This is a genomic window from Autumnicola musiva (genome assembly GCF_031846585.1).
GTDB classification, from domain to species: Bacteria; Bacteroidota; Bacteroidia; order Flavobacteriales; family Flavobacteriaceae; genus Autumnicola; species Autumnicola musiva.
Map to the genome: position 1 here is coordinate 133,181 of NZ_JAVRHK010000002.1, position 14,092 is coordinate 147,272.

Here is a 14,092-nt window from a genome sequence, read left to right on the forward strand (position 1 = left end):
GCCTTACTAATGAAACCTAAAATATTTAGGCATTAAAATATCAAGAATGAAAAATAATTTTTTTTTAATATTAACTTTGTGTTCAATGATGATTTCCTATGGCCAACGGCACATGGAAAAATCTGTTGAAGGAAATATAAATAATTTACCGGTACACGAATATAACCTGACCATAGACCAGGAAAAGGTTACTAAAGCCGAAGGCAAAGAGGTCATGGGGATGACCATTAACGGGGGAATCCCCGGCCCGACCCTGGAATTTACCGAAGGCGAATATGCGGTGATCTATGTTGAAAATAAAATGGATGTGGAAACTTCCATTCACTGGCATGGGATGATTTTGCCAAATTTCTTTGATGGTGTCCCTTATTTAACCACGCCACCCATTAAACCGGGCGAAACCTTTAAATATGAATTTGAGATCAAACAACATGGTACATACTGGTACCATTCCCATACCATGTTACAGGAACAAAGTGGGGTATATGGCTCTCTGCTAATCAATCCAAGAGAAAAAACATTGGAGTATGACAAAGACCTGGTGCTGGTACTTTCAGACTGGACCAATGAAAAGCCAAAAGATGTGCTTAGGTTTTTAAAAAGGGGCACAGAATGGTACAATATTAAAAAAGGAACAGCTACTCCCCTAAATCAGGTGATCAAGCGTGGAGCTTTGGGCGCACAAATTGATTTTTGGAGACAACGGATGGAAGGTGCCGATATTGCTGATATTTACTATCCTGCATTTTTAATAAATGGTGAGGAGAAAATAGAATATCCCGAATTCAAGCCTGGGGAAAAAGTTAGAATGAGAATTATTAATGGAGCTGCCTCTACTTCTTTCTGGATGACCTTTGGAGGTAATATGCCTACGCTGGTTTCTGCTGATGGTGTAGATGTAGTGCCGGTGGAGAAAAATAAAACCTTTATTGCAGTAGCAGAAACCTATGATTTTATTGTCACCATACCCGATGATGGCAAAATGGAATTTAAAATTACTGCACAGGATGGTTCTGGGACAGCTTCAGCTTTTCTAGGCACCGGTAGGATACTTCCCGCCCCTAATGTGCCCAGGCCCGATAAAATTGGGATGATGCAAAAAATGGCAAAAATGGATATGAAAATGGGGGCACCAGCCCTTAAATTCAATCCAAAAAATGTTGATCCCTATGAAATGATGGATAAGTGGGGAATGCAAATGGATGAGATGGACATGGAAGCGATGAACCATGGCGATATGAATATGAAAAAAGAGGGAGATATGCAGGCCATGGACCACTCTAAAATGGATCATTCCAAAATGGACATGAAGAAGGACTCCACAATGGCCAATAAGGACCATAGTGTGAAGATGAAAAAGGACTCTATGAAAATGGCCGGTGGCGGGAAAAAAACCATGCAGATGGATAAGATGAAAGGAATGGAGCAAGGAAAAATGCCGGGTATGGATATGTTTTCAGAATATAACTATGATTACCTGGAATCTAAAAATCCTACAACACATCCCGAAGATGCGCCTGTAAAGGAAATCCTGCTGAATTTAACCGGAAATATGGCCCGCTATGTTTGGAGCTTAAACGGGGTGCCCCTGGCCGAAACCGATAAAATAAAAATTGAAGGTGATGGGGTTACCAGGATCACCTTTAACAACCTTACCATGATGCACCACCCTATGCATCTACATGGGCATTTTTTCAGGGTAATTAATAAAAACGGAGAACATTCCCCTTTGAAACATACCGTCAATGTCCCGCCCATGCAAAAAGTGACTATCGAGTTTTATGGGAATGAATATGGCGATTGGTTCCTGCATTGCCACATCCTTTATCATTTGGATTCCGGAATGGCGAGAGTGGTAAGTTATGACACTAAAAGGGACGAACGTATGAAGCCTTTCCCATTGAGTAACCTAGTAAGGGAAACCAATAAATTTTATACCTGGGGAATGTTGGATGCCGCCTCACACATGACAACATTAAATGTGGTAAGTTCCAATATAAGGAATCAATTTAACGTTTTGGCAGAATACGGCTGGAACGAAAATATTGAAGCAGAATTCACCTATGAATATTACCTCTATGACTGGGTACGTTTGTTTGCCGGTGTGAATATGGAGAATGAAATGAAGGATAGTATGGAAGAACTCAGTACCACCGCCATTGGAGGTATTAGGTATTTTACTCCCTATATGTTTGCTTTAGACCTTCGTGTAGATAATAAATTGAGGCCCCAAATTAGCCTTGCCCGGGAAGTTATGATCTTCCCTCGACTTGTTTTATTCGGGGAATATGAATTCCAGGCAGATTTTGGCTGGGTCAATGATCTTGAACCAGGAAAAGATTTTGAAGATGAGCAAGTATGGAGCGCCGGGCTGGAATATTTTCTTGGTAAGAACTTTTCATTAATGGGAAGTTACGACAATAGATTTGGCGCCGGAGGTGGATTATCATTACGATTCTAAACAATATGGGAAATTATAAAGAAAACAGTCTAAGCCTGGTGGGTGCAATATCAATGGGAACCAATGTTATGATTGGTGCAGGGATCTTTGCGCTTCTTGGTCAAGTGGCAGAACTTTCTGGTGAGTATTTTCCAATAGCTTTTATTGTGGGTGGAATTATATCAGGATTTAGTGCTTATTCCTATAACAAGATGTCTAATGCGTATCCATCTGCAGGAGGTATCGCCATGTATTTGGAGAAAGCTTATGGAAAGGGACTTGTAACTGCTTTTGCAGCTTTACTGATGACGTTCTCTATGATTATTAATGAAAGTCTGGTGGCCAGGACCTTTGGTAGTTATACGTTGCAATTGTTCGATGCGCCAAAAGACAGTTATCTCATTCCCGTTTTAGGGGTGGGCCTACTCATTTTTGCCTTTGTAATTAATATTGCAGGCAATAAGGTAATAGGGAAATCCTCCCTTGCCATGGCGATCCTCAAAACCGGTGGGTTATTGATCTTTGCCGGAGGAGCTATCTATGCCTCGGGTTTTGTAGTATCAGATTTAGTACCTTCAGGAGGTACCGGCGGGGAAAGGGGAGTAATGGAGTACCTTGGAGCACTGGCTTTATCTATCCTTGCCTATAAGGGTTTTACTACTATAACCAATAGTGGTGGTGAAATTGTGAAACCACACAAAAACGTGAGCAGGACCATTATCATTTCATTGCTCATTTGCGGGCTAACCTATTTACTCGTTTCGTGGGGGGTGATTTCCAACTTGAGTATTCCTGAAATCATTGAGGCCAAAGATTATAGTCTAGCTGAAGCTTCCAGGCCATTATTTGGTCAATTTGGTTTATGGTTTACCGTGGCTATTGCTATTATCGCCACTATTTCTGGAGTAATTGCCAGTGTTTTTGCAGTTTCAAGAATGACTGCTATGTTAACTGACATGAAGTTGATACCTCACAGTCACTTTGGTATGAAAGGGAGTATACAAAAGCATATGCTGGTGTATATTATAGTAATTGCCATTGTGCTTACTATCTTTTTCGACCTTTCCAGGATAGCCTCCCTTGGCGCAATATATTATTTGGTGATGGATATTATTATTCATTGGGGAGTGCTTACCAAAATGAGAAAGGACATAGAGGCCAAAGCGGGGATCGTAATAAGCGCAATAATTCTGGATGTGGTAGTTCTGGGTTCCTTCGTTTATATTAAAATAGAACGTGATCCCACCCTAATTTGGATAGCATTTGGTTCTATGTTGCTCATATTTTTAGGTGAAAAATGGTTTCTAAATCGAAAACCTCCAGAAAAAGGGGCGGTAGATTAGCTGTTAAGCAGCCTACGACTTTTAAGTTGTCTAAGTATCTAAAATTTAAGCGGGGCTTTAACCTTCCTTGTGCTGAAATTTTACGAATGCAATTCAAAATAATATAATGATGAAAAAAAACGTAAACAGAAGAAATTTTATACAAACTGCAAGCCTGGCAGCAGCAGGTTTCTATGTAATGCCTTTTTTTGCCTCCTGTAAATCGGATACCTCCACCCGGCATCCTGAGACCGTAAATAAAATGAACAAGGATTTTATTGCCGATTTAGATCTACAACTTACCGCATTACCTTCCCAGACCAACATCTATCCAGACAGTAGTACCAAAACATATTCCTATAGAGCATCTATTATAAAAGGTAGTGAAGATAATTTACAAAATATAGAGGGTAGCTATTTAGGACCTGTTATTCGGGTAAAGAAAGGGGATAAGGTTAGGGTGAGGTATGAAAACCAGATTCCGGCCGAATCTATTGTACACTGGCATGGCCTGCACGTGTCTCACGAGAATGATGGCCACCCAGAGCATGTAATAAGTGAAGGAGAAACCTATTATTATGAATTTGAAGTGATGAACAGGGCTGGAACGTATTGGTTCCACCCACATCCGCATAAACATACAGGGGAACAGGTATATAAGGGACTGGCAGGATTGTTTATCGTATCTGATAAAGAAGAAGAAAAATTAAATTTACCCCAGGGTGAATATGATATTCCTGTGGTAATCCAGGACAGGACTTTTAATGATAATAAGCAGCTCCAATACCTAGGCGATGGTCAGATGGATCGAATGCAGGGTTTTTTAGGTGAGCAAATATTGATCAATGGTAAAATTGATAATACCCTGAACCTGGGCGCAAACGGGAAATATCGTTTAAGGCTCTTAAACGGTTCCAATTCCCGTGCCTATAAATTGGCATGGGATAACGGCGAAGCGATAACCGTATTGGGTGTAGATGGAGGTCTGCTTAAAGCGCCAAAAAGAATGTCTTATTTAATGCTAGGGCCGGCTCAGCGGGTAGATGTATGGTTGGATTTATCTCAACAGTCAGAAAATAGTCGTATTAAACTGGTCCATTTACCTATCCCACTGGACATGATGGGTGGTGGCATGATGAATGGCGGGATGATGGGAAATAGCAGTAGCAATCACTTGCCTTATGACACTCAGTTTGATATTCTGGAAATAAATGTGGGGGCTTTCGCAGAAAACAAAGATGCTCAATTACCTGGTGAGCTCAGTTCTTTCAATACATTGGCGGCCACAGATGCCATCAATAAAGACAATCCCAGGACTTTCACCTTCGCTATGGGCGGAATGATGGAATGGACCATTAACGGTCGCACCTATAATGGCACCGAAGTAGCCGAAGAAGAGACCGTGAAATTAGATACTACCGAAATTTGGCGTATCAATAATGGAAACCAGTTTTCTTCAGATCCTGATGATGACAGCGGAATGATGGGCGGCGGAATGCATGGCAACGGCGGAATGATGGGCGGTCAGGGAGGCATGGGAAATATGATGCAAATGCCACATCCTGTTCATATCCACCAATTACAATTCAACATCTTAAACCGAGACGCTGATAAGGTAGATGATAAGCTTTGGGAAGCAACCAAAGACGGTTTTATCAACGAAGGCTGGCAGGACAGTGTTTATCTTTTACCAGGAATGCAAATGGATTTGATCATGCGATTTGAAGACTATAAAGGATTGTTTCTATACCATTGCCATAATCTGGAGCATGAGGATATGGGCATGATGAGAAACTTTAAAATAGTGTAGAAAGAACAGGATAAGAGAATTAAAAAAAACTGAACGATGAAATTTTTATTAACTCTAAAACAAAGTAAAATGAAAACAATTGTAAAAACCTTAATGATTATAGTAGCAGTAGGAACATTGATAAGTTGTAAATCAACATTTAACGCTTCTGAAGCAATGGATGTTCCAGACAATCGAAACGCTGTTTACCAGGAAATTATTTCGAACCCAAACCAATTCAATGAATTTATTGATCTGGCACAACAAGACGAAGGGGCAAGAAAACTCATGATGCAAAGCCATATGCAAATGATGGAATCTGGCAAGATGAAAGCCATGATGCAAAAGAACCCGGGGATGAAAGAAAAGATGAAATCCCACATGGAGAAAATGATGGATGATCCTGAAATGAAAGAAAAAATGCATAAGATGATGCAGGAGAGACTGGACAGGAATCCAGAAATGAAGAAAAAGATGAAAGAGAAAATGATGAAAGATCCGGCTATGAAAGAAGCAATGATGGAAGAGATGCATTCCAAGATGAAATCTAATCCCGAAATGGCCGAGAAGATGATGGATAAAATGATCCAGTTTTTGCATGAGAATCCTGAGCTTATGGAAAAGATGAAAGCCAAAATGAAGGCACATCAGGAAAAGATGTAAATTTTAAATGCAGTCAAAAAAATTGTAAAACGCATTAAATAAAAAATCATGGACTATTATTTTAACAAAAGCCTTAAAGGAAATTTCGAAGAGGTAATCGTTAAAGTTACCGAGGAATTGGAAAAAGAAGGTTTTGGGGTATTAACAGAGATCAACGTTACTGAAACTTTGAAGAAAAAGCTGGATGTGGATTTTAGAAACTATCGCATTCTTGGAGCCTGTAACGCGCCTTACGCTTATAAAGCTCTAAAAACGGAAGACAAGATTGGGGCTATGCTGCCCTGCAATGTGATTGTACAGGAAAAAGAGGCAGGAGAGATAGAAGTAGCGGTGGTAAATCCCATTGCTTCCATGCAGGCGGTGGAAGATGATGCGCTAGGCAAAGTGGCTAAAGAGATCAAGGTAAAACTTCAAAAAGTTATTTCGAACCTTTAATTAAATAATTGAACAATGAAAAAATTCAGAATTTTACTGTTAGTCTTATTTGTGGGAACTTTTAACCTTACCATGATTTCCTGTAGGGAAACCACCGAAGATGACCACGGCGATATGGAAATGGAACAGGGAGGGATGGAAGGTGACGATATGGAAATGGACCATAATGAGTCTATGGATCATGATTAGAATCTGGGATTAAAGTTTAAAGGAAATGGAGGGATCGTTGTTTATGATAATTAGTTGAAGTCTTAATTTCCCTCCTTTTTCTTTTTTCATTGTAGAATTCCAAACCATATAGCGATATGGCAGATATTTAAGATACCCGGTATGGATTTTAAATTTATTTTTCGAGTTATCAATTTAAGTTCCATTTTAAATCACCAGAATAATGCGGGTACTTCTAAATAATTTAAGATGTTTGGGCCTAATGAATTTACCATTAAGACATATTTACATTATACTCTGCCACCAATCCACGAATATTTTCTACAATTTATTGGTGGATTCGTGGCTCCTTTGCGCATTTTTGGGCAGATTAAGAATATTCTATGCTTCCGGTAATTAACTTTATAACTCCATTTATTTTTATGAAAAATTTTGTCTTTATATTCTTTTTAATGATGTTGCCATTATTACTCCCGGCGCAAGACGATCATAATCATTCTCCATTAGGTCAGGAACAGGGATTAGACCCCGATACTATAACCACAAATATAGCTACAGAAAATACCAGGCAGGATCCGGCTTTAGGATCAGAAGATAGTTTCAGGGAAGTTAAGGCGGCGCTTGATGATTTTCCAAATCTTCATCCTTTGGTGGTTCATTTTCCCATTGTTTTGCTTTTACTGGGGGCATTTTTGCAGCTAATTCAGATTTTTACTCTGAAAAGGAATCTGGATTGGATAATCCTTTTAACCGTAGGCGGAGGGTTTATCGGTGCCTATATAGCCGGGGTGTATGCCCATCCCCATACCCAGGATTTAACTGAAATGGCCAAAAAAGTATTAGAACAGCATGATAAATTTGCCGAATGGACCATTTATTCCAGCGCAGTTGCTGCTACCTTAAAATTGATCAGCTTATTTTTATTGAAGAAGAACCGGGTTTTTGAAATTTTTGTATTCCTAATTCTTGCTTTTTCAGCATATTCTGTTGCAGAAGCAGGACATTATGGTTCCCAGCTGGTATATATAGAAGGAGTGGGCCCTCAGGGCGAATATCTTGAAACTGAAAAAACAGATGGAAATAGCAAAGGCGAAGGACACTCGCATTAAATTGGATTTATGAGAATTTTTTTTTTAATAGGTTCTTCAGTATCCGCGGTAGGACTTATATTAATTATATTGTGGCGGCCGCATCTATGGTGGATAGCGATTTTATTGCTTCCTATTTATATATTGGGCTTTAAAGATTATTTTCAAAAAGCAGACAATATTCAGCGTAATTATCCTTTATTTGGTAGGCTTACCAATTTATTAGAAGAACAACGTCACGTTTTGCAAGAAGCTTTGTTTCTCAACCGCGCCGAAGGTATGCCCTTCAATTGGATCCAAAAGGAAATTGTATATAAGCGGGCCGCAAATGCAAACATGAATCAGCCATTTGGCACCCAGTTATCTTATGAGAGTACTGGCCGTGAATGGTTTTTGCATTCTACATTTCCCTCAAAGGAATTTCGCGATAATTTTCGTATTAATATTGGAGGTCCAAATTGTACTAAGCCCTACAGTTCAAGTATTTTGAATTTAGGGGCAATGAGTTATGGCTCTATTAGTAAAAATGCTACCCTGGCTTTTAATGGAGGGGCTAAAATAGCGGGATTTGCACAAAACACTGGTGAAGGGGGGCTTACACCTTATCATCAAAAATACGGGGCAGATCTAATCTTTCAATTTGGCACCGGATATTTTGGATGCCGAAATGCTGAAGGGAATTTTGATGCTGAAAAGTTCACTGAAATAGCCCAGAATGATCTCGTAAAAATGATCGAGATTAAAATCTCACAAGGAGCTAAGCCAGGTTTTGGTGCTATACTTCCTGCCAGTAAAAATACCAGGGAGATTTCAGAATATAGGGATATTGAAGCACATACAGAGATTCATTCCCCGGCGCACCACAGTGCTTTCAGTAACCCTAACGAGTTGCTTAAATTTATCAAAGAATTACGTGATCTTTCCTCTGCAAAACCTATAGGGATTAAACTCTGTATTGGTTTAAAACTCGAATTTGATGAGATGATTGAAATATTTTCGAAAAATAAAGAAAATAATTTTCCAGATTTTATTGCGGTAGATGGAGCAGAAGGTGGTTCTGGGGCTGCAAGCATGGATGGATTACATTGGGGCGGAACACCTTTAATTGAGGCGCTCCACTTTGTGGATATAACTTTAAAAAAATATAATCTGCGCAAACATATTAAGGTTATAGCTGCGGGAAAAATAATTTCTTCTTTCGATATTTATAAAGCATTAGCCGTTGGGGCCGATGCTTGTTACAGTGCCAGGGGTATGATGTTTGCCCTGGGGTGTGTCCAATCTTTAAAATGCAATTTAAATACCTGCCCTACCGGAATAACCACTATGGATTCAAAGCGGGTAAAGGCTTTGGTAGTTGAGGATAAGAAACACAAAGTGGCTAATTATCATAAAAACACCATTCAGGGTTTAAAGGAATTGTTACTATCAATGGGTATCTCAGATAGAAATGGAATAAACAAAACCAGTATTGTAAGAAAAATTAGTGAGTCGGATAGTAAATCCTATAGTGAACTTTATAAGTGATCTTTAATGACTAAAAGTAAATTTGTAATGGATTACGTAGGTAAACGTAAACATAATTGCAAACGTAAAAAGAATAATCTAATATATGGAAGTTAATTAGAAATGGTGAAGAGAAAAACAGCGATGAAAATTCGTAAAGCCCATCGATATCTGGGAATCTTTATAGGCATTCAGTTCTTGATGTGGACTATTAGCGGGATGTATTTTAGCTGGACCGATATCGATGAAATTCACGGAGATCACTTTAAAAAATTGCCTCCTGAAACTTCAAATTTTGAAAATCTTGCCGGTATTTCCACGCTCATTCCAGAAATGAAAATTCATAGTATTAGTTTAAAAGAAGTTTCGGGAATGCCTTACTATTTTGTAAACAACGAAAAACTGGTACACGCACAAGATGGCAAAGTTATCGATGAAATTTCAGAAGAAGATGCCAAGAATATTGCGCAACGATATGTAAAAGATGATTTTAAAATAATTTCAGTAGAAAAAATCAACAAAGTCGGGGATCATCATGAATACCGTAGTGGATCTTTTCCGGCTTATGTTATTAATTATGCCCAACCTAAAAACCTAAAAGCCTATGTGGGTGCTACCGATGCAAGTTTTAAAACGGTACGTTATCGCGACTGGCGTTGGTTCGATTTTCTTTGGATGACCCATACCATGGATTACGAAGGAAGGGACGATTTTAATAACCTTATACTACGTATTTTTTCTCTTATGGGCCTTATAACGGTCTTGAGCGGTTTTTTACTCTGGTATATTTCATCACCATCAATAAGAAAATTTCAAAAAAAATTCAAATAAACCTAATTTTGAACATTAATAGCGATAAAATCGGAAAATGAAAAAAATAATTAGAAGCATAACAGTTTTAAGTCTCATTGCTGGAAGTTTAGCGATATTCTCCTGTAAAAATGACCAAAACACAAAGGATGCCCCAAAGCCTATGCAAAATGAAATGCACCAGCCAAACATTGATGAAAATGCTGAAGCAAAAGGCTATGAGGATGAAGGATTGCAAGCAGAATTTAAGGATGAAAAAACTGCTGATCTCTATGACCTGTATGTAGCTATTAAAGACGCATTTGTAAATACCAATTCCCAAGCCGCTAGTGCAAAAGCAGCAGAACTTGCGGAAACGGCAACCAATAAGAAGGGTATAGTGGCTATTGCAAATGAAATTGCAGAAAGCGGTAATATAAATAAGCAGCGGGAAGCTTTTTCTAAACTTACAGAAGCTATGGAACCTGTTTTAAGGAATGCATTAGCCTCTGGAGAAATCTATAAGCAATACTGCCCCATGGCTTTTGAAGGAAAAGGAGACTATTGGTATTCAAATTCAAAAGATATTTTTAATCCATATTACGGAAATAAAATGTTGAAATGTGGTAGAGTTCAAGAAACAATCAAATAAGCGTAAGAATAACTTGCTTGGTTTTCGCACCTTGTAGGTTGTTCAAAAGTTTTTGGGTCAAAGTAAATAAAGGGTGCATAAATAAACGTGGTGTGCTAGAGGTGCTTATAGTGGTAAAAGAAATTTTTAATAATTTGAATATTCCTTTTTCCGTGGTAAACCTTTGTGAGGCCATTATAGAAAGGAAGCTCTCTGCTGTTGAGAAAGAGCAACTATAAACAGAATTTGAAAAATTAGGGTTCGAGATCATTGAAAGCCGTAATGAAAAATTAATTAGATAAAATCCTTAATTACTAAAAAGGTTTATTCAAAAGACACCGCAAACGATAAATTTTCAACTATGCCTAGCTCGCACCTGCACTTCGATTATAGACATATAACCCACATCTTTACAGATAGGGAGGGACAGAGTATTCAGCAGCTTTACATCTCGGTTCGAATTGAACGCGTAAAAGAACTTTTAAATTACGATGATTGGAGTATCGCGATGATTGCAGATAACCTTGGATATTCCACAGCCGCCTATCTTTCAACTTCATTTAAAAAGGCAACTGGGCTTTCCCCTTCAGGTTATAGGAAGTTACAAGTAAAAGACCGGAAAAGTATAAATATGGTCTAAGTTTCCCTTGGTATGGAAGTTTAACAGGGTTAGCTTGTTCAAGGGGCTACTTAGGTCAAATAAAATAAAGCATAAAATATGAACATTCTTTCAATCTTAGGCATAATTATTTATCTATTAATTGTGTTAGATGTTATTCAAACAACTCTTTCCTTGCAGGGTGGGGGGTGGTTAACCAGCCGGTTTTCCCATTTTTTCTGGAAAGGATTTTTAAATATTTCTGGCAAAGACGGAAGCTCAAAATTTTTAAGTCATGCAGGTTATATCCTGCTTATTGCAATTGTAATAATTTGGGTCTTTGCCCTGTGGAGTAGTATGGTGTTGATTTTATATTCCAATCCTGGATCAATAATTCAAAGTTCCACCAAGACCACCGCAGGATTATGGGAGGTAATATATTATAGCGGTTTTACCCTCTCCACTCTGGGCGTTGGTGATTTTATAGCGGCAGGAAATTATTGGAGGCTACTAACCACTATTTATTCCTTTACAGGTCTTATTCTTCTTACTATGTCGGTAACTTATTTTATTCCCGTTCTTTCAGCAGTTATAGACCAACAAAAATTGGGGATAAAACTTAGTACCTTAGGAAGCACACCGCAAGAAATTGTACTTAATTCCTGGAATAAAAAAGACTTTTCAAGACTGACGAATAAAATTGATGATATATCCGACTCTATTATTAAATACAGCCAGCATCATAGAACATATCCGGTTATTCATTATTTCCACAACCCAAATCAAAGTAACAATGTAGTTTTGCAACTGGCGCGCCTATACGAGGCATTAGTTATCCTTACCCATAAAATAAAAAAGGAAAAACAGCCCCCCTTAGAAGATATTCGGCCTTTGATTGTAGCTTTTGAAAATTATTTTAAAATTATATCTGAAGTTACCCATATCAATATTAAAGAAAAAAATACTGCAAAAATTTCGGTTGCAATTTTGCAGGAACACGGCTTGGTGTCTACCACTATAGAACAAAAAGATATAGAAGAAAAATTTATGAAAAAACGTAGATTTTTCAAGACCTTATTATTGCAGGATGGCTGGAAATGGACACAATTAGAAGAAAAAAAGCCTTAAAATTTTAAGGACTTTGTTAAATACCTTTAAAATTGAAAGATCTTAGCATAATTTTAAAACCCACTTTGGTTTTTAGTTTATAATTTCGACATAAACCATTAAAAATCAATATTATGAGAAATGAAAAATTAATTAATGCACTTGGAAATTGTATTAACCATTGCAATTATTGTGCTGATGCCTGTCTTGATGAAGACAATGTAAAGATGATGAAAGATTGCATTAGAATTGACAGGGTATGTGCTGAAGCCTGTGCTGCTTTAAATCAAATTTTAGCCACGAGTTATAGCGATGTGAATGCCCTGGTTGAATATTGTAAAAAGGTATGTCAGGATTGTGCAGATGAATGCGATAAGCATGATCATCAACACTGCAAGGATTGTGCGCAGGCTTGTAGAGAATGTGTAGAAGCTTGTGAAGCTTATCTGGCTTAATTGTAACTGGGACCCGGTTTAGGCCGGGTTTTTATTTACGATTTAGCAGGCTATGTTAGTTTTTGAACCTATTTGAAAACTACCTCAATGTTTTTGAGGTCGCAACTGGTCAATTGCCAGTTTGATGCTCTTAATCTATAATATTTTGTGCTTTCGCAGTCCTTAAAAACTACTCTTTCCTTTCACTTTCATATATGCGTTTAAAGTAATTTCAGGGCGGTTTTTTGCCTGAGGTTACTTAATAAAATTAGGACGATCATATCTTTTGATTCTTAGCTAATTATAAGAAATAACTCTTAACTGGACAATTTTACCAATCATATAAATATAATATAATGAGTGCAAATAGAAGAGATAGAAGAAAAAATAAAAACCGGAAAAAGACAAAATACAAGAAAGATACTATTTCTAAAAAAGATAAAATTTATGGTATTCTTGCTTTGGTTATTTTATTTTTCGCAGCCTTATTTGCTGCTATTTCTGTTGCTTTTATGGCTTAAAAGTATATATTTAAAACCTAAATTATGACCAATATTCTTTATATTAAAAATATGGTATGTCCACGCTGTATAAGTTCAGTCGCGTTTATCTTAGATAAGTTGAAACTATCTTATGGTGTCATCACACTGGGTGAAGTATATTTGGAAGAAGAATTAGAGGAATATACAAAAAAACTTTTGAAAGAAGAACTTCGGAATTCTGGTTTTAGTCTAATAAACGATCGAAAAAGTCAACTTATCGAAAAGATGAAAACATTGGTTGTAGATAAAATCCATCATTCCAATGAGGTGCTCGATATAAAATGGCCAGAATTTATAAGTGAAAAATTACATCTTGACTATAAGTACCTTAGTTCTTTATTTTCTGCTGTAGAGAGTATTACTTTTGAGCAGTATATCATCAATCAAAAAATAGAACGCATTAAAGGACTTGTGATTTATAATGAATTAAATTTAAGCGAAATTGCATTTCAAATGAACTATAGCAGTGTTGCCTATTTAAGTAACCAATTCAAAAAGGTTACTGGAATGACACCTACACAATTCAAGAACTCCACTATCATAAATCGAAGGAATTTAGATGATATATAGGATTATTTCA

15 protein-coding genes are annotated in these 14,092 nt (G+C 37.5%); all 15 read left to right on the forward strand.

Annotation, left to right across the window (positions count from 1 at the left end; genetic code table 11):
- Positions 1–46: 46 nt before the first annotated feature.
- The gene (locus tag RM539_RS03025; protein ID WP_075327060.1) at positions 47–2,461 is read left to right on the forward strand and encodes a multicopper oxidase domain-containing protein; all 2,415 of its coding nucleotides are present in this window, start codon (positions 47–49) and stop codon (positions 2,459–2,461) included.
- A gap of 5 nt (positions 2,462–2,466) precedes the next feature.
- A complete protein-coding gene (locus RM539_RS03030; protein ID WP_057481171.1) occupies positions 2,467–3,783 on the forward strand; it encodes an APC family permease in 1,317 nt (438 codons plus the stop codon).
- Between the two features lie 106 nt (positions 3,784–3,889).
- Positions 3,890–5,572 (forward strand): multicopper oxidase family protein, encoded by a 1,683-nt coding sequence (locus RM539_RS03035; RefSeq protein ID WP_093302944.1) that lies wholly within the window; start codon positions 3,890–3,892, stop codon positions 5,570–5,572.
- 69 nt (positions 5,573–5,641) lie between these two features.
- Positions 5,642–6,214 carry a serine acetyltransferase domain-containing protein gene (locus tag RM539_RS03040; RefSeq protein ID WP_075327058.1) on the forward strand — a complete coding sequence of 191 codons (573 nt, stop codon included), beginning with the start codon at positions 5,642–5,644 and terminating at the stop codon, positions 6,212–6,214.
- A gap of 48 nt (positions 6,215–6,262) precedes the next feature.
- A complete protein-coding gene (locus tag RM539_RS03045; protein ID WP_037314420.1) occupies positions 6,263–6,649 on the forward strand; it encodes a DUF302 domain-containing protein in 387 nt (128 codons plus the stop codon).
- A gap of 15 nt (positions 6,650–6,664) precedes the next feature.
- Positions 6,665–6,838, forward strand: a complete 174-nt coding sequence (locus tag RM539_RS03050) for a hypothetical protein (RefSeq protein WP_156101175.1) — start codon at positions 6,665–6,667, stop codon at positions 6,836–6,838.
- Between the two features lie 401 nt (positions 6,839–7,239).
- Positions 7,240–7,926, forward strand: a complete 687-nt coding sequence (locus RM539_RS03055) for a DUF2231 domain-containing protein (protein WP_075327981.1) — start codon at positions 7,240–7,242, stop codon at positions 7,924–7,926.
- Positions 7,927–7,935: 9 nt separating this feature from the next.
- Positions 7,936–9,432, forward strand: coding sequence for an FMN-binding glutamate synthase family protein (locus RM539_RS03060; protein WP_037314417.1), 1,497 nt, complete (start codon positions 7,936–7,938; stop codon positions 9,430–9,432).
- A 102-nt stretch (positions 9,433–9,534) separates the two neighbouring features.
- The gene (locus tag RM539_RS03065; RefSeq protein WP_057481174.1) at positions 9,535–10,242 is read left to right on the forward strand and encodes a PepSY domain-containing protein; all 708 of its coding nucleotides are present in this window, start codon (positions 9,535–9,537) and stop codon (positions 10,240–10,242) included.
- A gap of 37 nt (positions 10,243–10,279) precedes the next feature.
- Positions 10,280–10,852, forward strand: a complete 573-nt coding sequence (locus RM539_RS03070) for a DUF3347 domain-containing protein (RefSeq protein WP_051931246.1) — start codon at positions 10,280–10,282, stop codon at positions 10,850–10,852.
- Positions 10,853–11,192: 340 nt separating this feature from the next.
- The gene (locus RM539_RS03075) at positions 11,193–11,471 is read left to right on the forward strand and encodes a helix-turn-helix domain-containing protein (protein ID WP_051931248.1); all 279 of its coding nucleotides are present in this window, start codon (positions 11,193–11,195) and stop codon (positions 11,469–11,471) included.
- Between the two features lie 78 nt (positions 11,472–11,549).
- Positions 11,550–12,557: a potassium channel family protein gene (locus tag RM539_RS03080; RefSeq protein ID WP_051931249.1), complete on the forward strand. Its 1,008-nt coding sequence runs from the start codon at positions 11,550–11,552 to the stop codon at positions 12,555–12,557.
- 113 nt (positions 12,558–12,670) lie between these two features.
- Positions 12,671–12,991, forward strand: a complete 321-nt coding sequence (locus RM539_RS03085; protein WP_034892172.1) for a four-helix bundle copper-binding protein — start codon at positions 12,671–12,673, stop codon at positions 12,989–12,991.
- Between the two features lie 335 nt (positions 12,992–13,326).
- Complete coding sequence (locus tag RM539_RS03090) at positions 13,327–13,491, forward strand: hypothetical protein (RefSeq protein ID WP_197051650.1); 165 nt, start codon at positions 13,327–13,329, stop codon at positions 13,489–13,491.
- Positions 13,492–13,515: 24 nt separating this feature from the next.
- Complete coding sequence (locus RM539_RS03095; protein ID WP_311501981.1) at positions 13,516–14,082, forward strand: helix-turn-helix domain-containing protein; 567 nt, start codon at positions 13,516–13,518, stop codon at positions 14,080–14,082.
- The last annotated feature ends 10 nt before the right edge of the window (positions 14,083–14,092 follow it).